Origin of the sequence: Pseudomonas sp. (genome assembly GCF_037994325.1) — a bacterium.
Taxonomy (GTDB): domain Bacteria; phylum Pseudomonadota; class Gammaproteobacteria; order Pseudomonadales; family Pseudomonadaceae; genus Aquipseudomonas.
Map to the genome: position 1 here is coordinate 1 of NZ_JBBNAH010000220.1, position 6,224 is coordinate 6,224.

Annotated in this window: 7 protein-coding genes; 1 reads left to right on the plus strand and 6 read right to left on the minus strand. The window is 61.6% G+C overall.

Going from position 1 to position 6,224, the window contains the following annotated elements; translation table 11 throughout:
- Positions 1 to 134 precede the first annotated feature (134 nt).
- The 6 genes from AAAB16_RS07405 to AAAB16_RS07430 form a co-directional block, all read right to left on the minus strand.
- The gene (locus AAAB16_RS07405) at positions 135 to 518 is read right to left on the minus strand and encodes a hypothetical protein (protein WP_340662766.1); all 384 of its coding nucleotides are present in this window, start codon (positions 516 to 518) and stop codon (positions 135 to 137) included.
- A 29-nt stretch (positions 519 to 547) separates the two neighbouring features.
- Positions 548 to 1,360: a putative RNA methyltransferase gene (locus tag AAAB16_RS07410; RefSeq protein WP_340662767.1), complete on the minus strand. Its 813-nt coding sequence runs from the start codon at positions 1,358 to 1,360 to the stop codon at positions 548 to 550.
- Positions 1,360 to 2,511 (minus strand): succinyl-diaminopimelate desuccinylase, encoded by a 1,152-nt coding sequence (gene dapE, locus AAAB16_RS07415; protein WP_340662768.1) that lies wholly within the window; start codon positions 2,509 to 2,511, stop codon positions 1,360 to 1,362. Before dapE ends, AAAB16_RS07410 begins: the two co-directional genes overlap by 1 nt.
- Before the next feature lie 329 nt (positions 2,512 to 2,840).
- Positions 2,841 to 3,890, minus strand: coding sequence for an alkene reductase (locus tag AAAB16_RS07420; RefSeq protein WP_340662769.1), 1,050 nt, complete (start codon positions 3,888 to 3,890; stop codon positions 2,841 to 2,843).
- Positions 3,891 to 3,966: 76 nt separating this feature from the next.
- Positions 3,967 to 5,127: an MFS transporter gene (locus AAAB16_RS07425; RefSeq protein ID WP_340662770.1), complete on the minus strand. Its 1,161-nt coding sequence runs from the start codon at positions 5,125 to 5,127 to the stop codon at positions 3,967 to 3,969.
- Between the two features lie 35 nt (positions 5,128 to 5,162).
- Positions 5,163 to 5,465 (minus strand): helix-turn-helix transcriptional regulator, encoded by a 303-nt coding sequence (locus tag AAAB16_RS07430; protein ID WP_110616112.1) that lies wholly within the window; start codon positions 5,463 to 5,465, stop codon positions 5,163 to 5,165.
- A 174-nt stretch (positions 5,466 to 5,639) separates the two neighbouring features.
- Here AAAB16_RS07430 and AAAB16_RS07435 point away from each other — a divergent pair, with 174 nt between their 5' ends.
- A complete protein-coding gene (locus AAAB16_RS07435) occupies positions 5,640 to 6,215 on the plus strand; it encodes an ACP phosphodiesterase (protein WP_340662771.1) in 576 nt (191 codons plus the stop codon).
- The last annotated feature ends 9 nt before the right edge of the window (positions 6,216 to 6,224 follow it).

A 6,224-nucleotide genomic window follows, 5' to 3' on the forward strand; every position in this document is an offset into this window, starting at 1 on the left:
CATGTGCCCGGCGTACACAAACGCCACTAGAGCGCGCGCATTCCGTAGGGTGTGCTGTGCGCACCATTGCCCAAGTCGCAAGACTGACTGGTGCGCGCAGCACACCCTACAAGGTCAAAGGCGACGCTGCGTACTTAGCTGGTATGCCAGGTGATTTCTTCTTCGCCGTCGCTGCTGATGCGTATCCAGCGGTCGGCCTGTTCTTCGGCTTCTTCTTCGCTCCAGCCACCCGGGGCGCAGCGTACTTCTACGTTTAGCGCAGCAAAGGCGGCGCGGGCGCAGGCGAGGTCGTTGTCCCAGGGGGTGATGTCGCTTTCCAAAAACAGGCTGTGCCATTTGCCCACGGCTTTGGGCAGCCAGGTGACGGGAATCGCGCCCTCAGTTGTGCTAACGGAGCATTTGAATGTTTGCCCTTGCTGGCGCCAGGCGGACACCGGGCCCAGGGCCGCACTCAGCCATTCGGTAATGGCGTTGTGGTCGGCGTCTTTTAGGTAGATTTCGATATCGGGTTGGCGCATGGATTGCTCTCTGAATTCGGGGAAGCGGCTTAGGCCTGGCTTTCTAGCTGAAACCAATCGTAGCGCATGGACACCGTTACCTCTAAGGGCGCCGCGATCACCGCTTCACGCCGTTCGGCGCTGGCGCGCCAACCGTGGGGTGTCATGGCCAGCAGGTCGGCGCGGGCCTGTTCGCTGTCGACGCTAAGGGTAAAGCGCAGTTCTTCGCTGTAGGCGTGACGCATGCCGTCGGGCACCAGGGCCAGGTGTTTGTCGTCGCTGTAGTCGCGCACCTGGTCATAGAGTTTTTCGCGCAGCTCCATCAGGTGTTCATTCGTTGGGCCAATGCGCATCAAGCCGCCGCCAGGGGCGAGTACCCGTTTGGCTTCTTGCCAGTCGAGCGGGCTGAATACGCTGAGTAGCGCCTGACAACTGGCATCGGCCAAGGGAATACGCGCCATGCTCGCCACCAGCCAGGTCAGCTGTGGCTTGCGCTTGCACGCGCGCTTTACCGCCTCGCGGGAGATATCCAGCGCGTAGCCATCGGTAGTCGGCAACCCATCGGCCACCTGCGCGGTGTAGTAGCCTTCACCGCAGCCAATATCCAGCCAGGTAGCCGGCGCCCGTTCGGCAAGCAACTCGGCCAGGCGTTTAGCCACCGGGGCGTAGTGGCCGCCCTCAAGAAAGCGCCGCCGTGCCTCGACCATCGCCTGGTTGTCGCCAGGGTCGCGGCTGTTTTTATGCTGCACCGGCAGCAGGTTCAGGTAGCCCTGGCGAGCGCGGTCGAAGCGGTGATTGGCGGGGCAGGCGACACCGTTGTCGACCGCGTGCAGCGGCGCTGCACAGAGTGGGCAGGCGAGCATCAGGCGAGCAGGTTGACGAGGGTTTGGTAGTAGATCTCGGTGAGGGTATCGAGATCGCTGGCCAGTACCCGCTCGTTGATCTGGTGGATGGTGGCATTCACCGGGCCCAGCTCAACCACCTGGGTACCGAGGGTGGCGATAAAGCGCCCGTCGGAGGTACCGCCGCTGGTGGATGGTTTGGTCTCGCGGCCAGTAACCGACTTGATGCCTGCGGCAACGGCATCAAGCAATGCACCGGGTTCGGTAAGGAACGGCAGGCCCGACAGCGCCCACTCCACATGCCAGTCCAGGCCATGTTTATCAAGGATGGTGGCGACCCGTTGCTGCAAACCTTCCACGGTGGATTCAGTGGAGAAACGGAAGTTAAACACCGCCTCCAAATCACCCGGAATCACATTGGTGGCGCCGGTGCCGGCGTTGAGGTTGGAAATCTGGAAACTGGTTGGCGGGAAGAAGCTATTGCCGTCATCCCAATGCTCGGCGGCCAATTCGCTCAGCGCTGGCGCAGCGAGGTGGATCGGATTTTTCGCCAGATGCGGATAGGCCACATGGCCCTGCACGCCGCGCACCGTCAGCTTGGCGCCGAGGGAACCGCGGCGGCCATTCTTGACCACATCACCCACCAGGCTGGTGCTCGACGGCTCACCCACAATGCACCAATCCAGGCGCTCGTTACGCGCGGCCAAACGCTCCACCACCGCTTTGGTGCCATGGTGCGCCGGGCCTTCTTCATCGCTGGTAATCAGAAAGGCGATGCGGCCTTTATGGTTCGGGTGGTCTGCGACAAAGCGCTCCACGGCAATAATCATCGAGGCCAGGCTGCCCTTCATATCCGCCGCGCCACGGCCGCAGAGCATGCCGTCTTCATCGACCTTGGCATCGAACGGCGCATGCTGCCACGCCTGCAACGGGCCGGTCGGCACCACGTCGGTATGCCCGGCAAAACACAACACCGGGCCTTCGCCGCCATGGGTGGCCCAGAAGTTATCCACATCCTCGATACGCATCGGCTCAATGGCAAAACCCAGCACGCGCAGGCGTTCGATCATCACGGCTTGGCAATCGGCATCCACCGGCGTAACCGAAGGGCGGCGGATCAGGTCGCAAGCCAATTGCAACGTGGGCGACAGCGAGGACGAAACAGCAGTCATGAAACGGCTCCAGCGGCGGGGTACAGAGTGAGGGGAGGCATTCTAGCAATATCCAGGCGGGGTGCCTTGGGCGAATGCTGATAGAGGGGGAACGAAGGGGCTTATCTGGGATTTAGCGCGGATAGGCGTATGGCCTAGCCCCTCTCGCCTAGCCGGCCGCCCTAGCGGGAGAGGGGAACTAATCTCCGTTCGCCAGTCCACCTCGGTCAGCTCCCTCGCCCGCTTGCGGGAGAGGGTTGGGGAGAGGGGCCTTTGCTCTTGATTCGCCCATGCGAAAACGCCCGGTGCACTGCGTTGTGCACCGGGCGTTGTTGTACCGCTACTGACTCTTACAGACGCGGGTAGTCGATGTAACCCACCGGCCCGCTGCCGTAGAACGTTTCCGGATGCGGTTCATTCAGCGGTGCATCTTGCTCAAGACGCGCCGGCAGATCCGGGTTGGCAATAAACGGCACACCAAAGGCAATCGCATCGGCGCCGCCGCTGGCCAGCAAGGCGTTGGCGCTGTTTTTGGTGAATTTCTCGTTGGCGATAAACGCGCCACCAAAGGCGGCTTTCAGTTCAGCGCTGATGCTGTCGTCGGCCAGTTTTTCACGGGTGAAGATAAAGGCGATGCCGCGTTTGCCCAGTTCACGTGCAACGTAACCAAAGGTCGCCGAGCGGTCGGAGTCGCCCATGTCATGGCTATCGGCACGCGGTGCCAGGTGCACGCCGACACGACCCGGTTCCCACACGCTAAGCACGGCATCGGTCACTTCCAGCATCAGGCGCGCGCGGTTTTCAATCGAGCCGCCGTATTGGTCGGTGCGTTTGTTGGTGCTGTCTTGCAGGAATTGGTCGAGCAGGTAACCGTTGGCGCCGTGGATTTCCACGCCGTCAAAACCGGCGGCTTTGGCGTTTTCGGCGCCGTTGCGGTAGGCCTCGACAATGTCGGCGATCTCTTCGGTTTCCAGCGCACGTGGGGTGACGAAGTCTTTCAGCGGACGCACCAGGCTAACGTGGCCTTTTGGTGCGATGGCGCTTGGCGCTACCGGCAGTTCGCCGTCCAAATAGCTCGGGTCGGAAACGCGGCCTACGTGCCACAGTTGCAGGAAAATCTTGCCGCCGTTGGCGTGTACGGCCTTGGTGATATTGCTCCAGCCACGCACTTGCGCGTCAGACCAGATGCCTGGGGTGTTGGGGTAGCCCACGCCCATTGGCGTCACCGAGGTGGCTTCGCTGAGGATCAGGCCAGCGGAAGAACGTTGGGCGTAGTACTCAGCCATCATGGCGTTGGGTACGCGGCCTTCATCGGCGCGGCAGCGGGTCAGCGGGGCCATGATGATGCGGTTTTTCAGTTGCACATCGCCGATGGTAATAGGGTCGAAAAGTGTTGCCATGGTTACAGCCTCCGGAATCAGTTAGTCAGTGGTGTTCAGTCAATACGGGGTACGGTTAGGTTCGAATATCCGTTGCTCACTCGAGCACCGGTTGCAGTTGGTTACGGGCATTGCTGGTCAGTTGGGTGGCGATCAGCGCGATAACGGCCAGGGCCGCCGCGGCCAACGGCACATCGGTGAGGCCCATGCCACGGCTGATCACCGCGCCGCCAACCCAGGCGCCCAGGGCGTTACCGAGGTTGAAGGCGCCGATGTTCAGGGTGGAGATCAGGTTCGGCGCATCTTTACCAAAGGCCATCACGTTGATCTGCAAGGCGGGCACGGCGGCGAAGGCGGCCATGGCCCAGAGGAACAGGGTGATTTCCGCGGGCACCAGCGCCTCGGCGGTAAAGCTGAACACGCTGGCCAGTATCGCCAGGGCGATAAATACGCCGGTCAGGGTGGTGCCCAGGCGCCAGTCGGCGAGCTTGCCGCCGAGAATATTGCCGATGGTCAGACCCAGGCCGATCAGCAGCAGCGTCCAGGTCACGCCAGTGGGCGATACGCCGGTTACGTCGCCGAGCATCGGGGCGATATAGGTGAATAGGGCAAATACCGAGGCGGAGAAAAACACCGTGGTGCTCAATGCCAGCCACACACCGGCGCCGCGCATGGCCCGCAGTTCAGTGCGCAGGTCGGCTTTCTCTTGGTCTTGCTGATTAGGCAAGGCACGCCACAGGCCGATCAGCGCCAATACGCCGATCACGGTCACCGCCCAGAAGGTTGAACGCCAGCCTGCGGCTTGACCGAGTGCAGTGCCCAACGGCACGCCGAGCACGTTGGCCAGGGTCAGGCCGGTAAACATCAGGGCTACTGCCGAGGCGCGGCGGTTGGCCGGCACCAGGCTGGCGGCAACCACCGAGCCGATACCAAAAAACGCGCCGTGGCAGAGGGCGGTAATCACCCGCGCCACCATCAACATGTTGTAGTCAGCGGCCAGGGCGCAGAACAGGTTGCCGGCAATAAAGATGCTCATCAGCGCCAACAGCGCGGCTTTGCGTGGCCAGCTGGCGGTGACCATCGCCATAAACGGCGCGCCGATGGCCACGCCCAAGGCGTAGCCGGTAACCAGCCAGCCAGCGCCGGGAATCGACACGCCCAGGTCGGCGGCCACATCCGGCAGCAGGCCCATGATTACAAACTCTGTGGTGCCGATGGCAAAGGCCGATAGCGCCAGAACGATTAAGGCGAGGGGCATTGGTTTGCTCCAGAAAAGGGTGGTGGTTACGGCGCTTACAGCGCGTTGCCCAAATGGCTGATAAAGGCCTGGATCACTTCTTCGTTACGTTTGAAGAAGTTCCACTGGCCGACCTTGCGGCTGGTTACCAGCCCTGCACGTTGCAGACTGGCCAAGTGGCCGGAAACGGTGGACTGCGACAGCCCGGTCTTGTGGTCGAACTTGCCGGCGCATACGCCAATCTCGAACGGGTGGTCTTGCTCGGTGAAATAGCGCTGCGGCTCTTTCAACCACACCAGCATCTCGCGGCGCACCGGGTGGGCGAGGGCTTTGAAGATTTCGTCAAGGTCGATTGGCATAGTGGGCTCGGTGTGGGTGACCGGTTGTTTACGATTGCGCCGGTGTCTATCGGCTTGCGGCGAACTTTATATCGGTAACTTCCGATATACAGATCGATAGTGCCGATAGTGGTCATCAGCACGAGTGATCCACGAAGGTAGGAATTATCCGCAGGCAGGCCCTACACTCGGCCCATGAACTACCTCGCACACCTCCACTTGGGCGGCGACGCGCCCGCACAACTGCTCGGCAGCCTGTACGGCGATTTCGTCAAAGGCCCGCTGGCCGGGCGTTTTCCCGCCGATATCGAACACGCCATTGCCGTGCACCGACGCATTGATGCCTATACCGATAGCCATCCATTGGTGCTGCAAGCCAAGGCGCGTTTTCCCCAAGCACGGCGGCGCACGGCCGGCATTTTGTTGGACTTGTTTTTCGACCATTGCCTGGCGCGGCATTGGCACGCGTATGCCGACGTGCCGTTAAACCAATTCACCGCGCGGGTGTACCGCGTACTCGACAACGAGCCGGCGTTGCCCGAGCGTTTGGCCTATATCGCACCGCGTATGGCAGCTCAGGATTGGTTGGGCAGTTATCAGGAGTTTGCTGTGTTGCAGCAGGTGCTGATGGGCATGAGCCGGCGCTTGTCACGGCCGCAGATGCTGGATGGGGCGATGGCGGAATTACGTGAGCTATACGAGCCGCTGACGCAGGACTTCCATGGGTTTTATCCCGAGTTACAGGCCTTCGCCCAGACGCAAATCTCGTAGGGTGTGCTG

Bases quoted from the DNA above. Each gene is read 5' to 3' on its own strand.
- AAAB16_RS07405 (WP_340662766.1), bottom strand. From the start codon at position 518: ATGCGCCAACCCGATATCGAAATCTACCTAAAAGACGCCGACCACAAC.
- AAAB16_RS07410 (WP_340662767.1), bottom strand. From the start codon at position 1,360: ATGCTCGCCTGCCCACTCTGTGCAGCGCCGCTGCACGCGGTCGACAAC.
- dapE (WP_340662768.1), bottom strand. From the start codon at position 2,511: ATGACTGCTGTTTCGTCCTCGCTGTCGCCCACGTTGCAATTGGCTTGC.
- AAAB16_RS07420 (WP_340662769.1), bottom strand. From the start codon at position 3,890: ATGGCAACACTTTTCGACCCTATTACCATCGGCGATGTGCAACTGAAA.
- AAAB16_RS07425 (WP_340662770.1), bottom strand. From the start codon at position 5,127: ATGCCCCTCGCCTTAATCGTTCTGGCGCTATCGGCCTTTGCCATCGGC.
- AAAB16_RS07430 (WP_110616112.1), bottom strand. From the start codon at position 5,465: ATGCCAATCGACCTTGACGAAATCTTCAAAGCCCTCGCCCACCCGGTG.
- AAAB16_RS07435 (WP_340662771.1), top strand. From the start codon at position 5,640: ATGAACTACCTCGCACACCTCCACTTGGGCGGCGACGCGCCCGCACAA.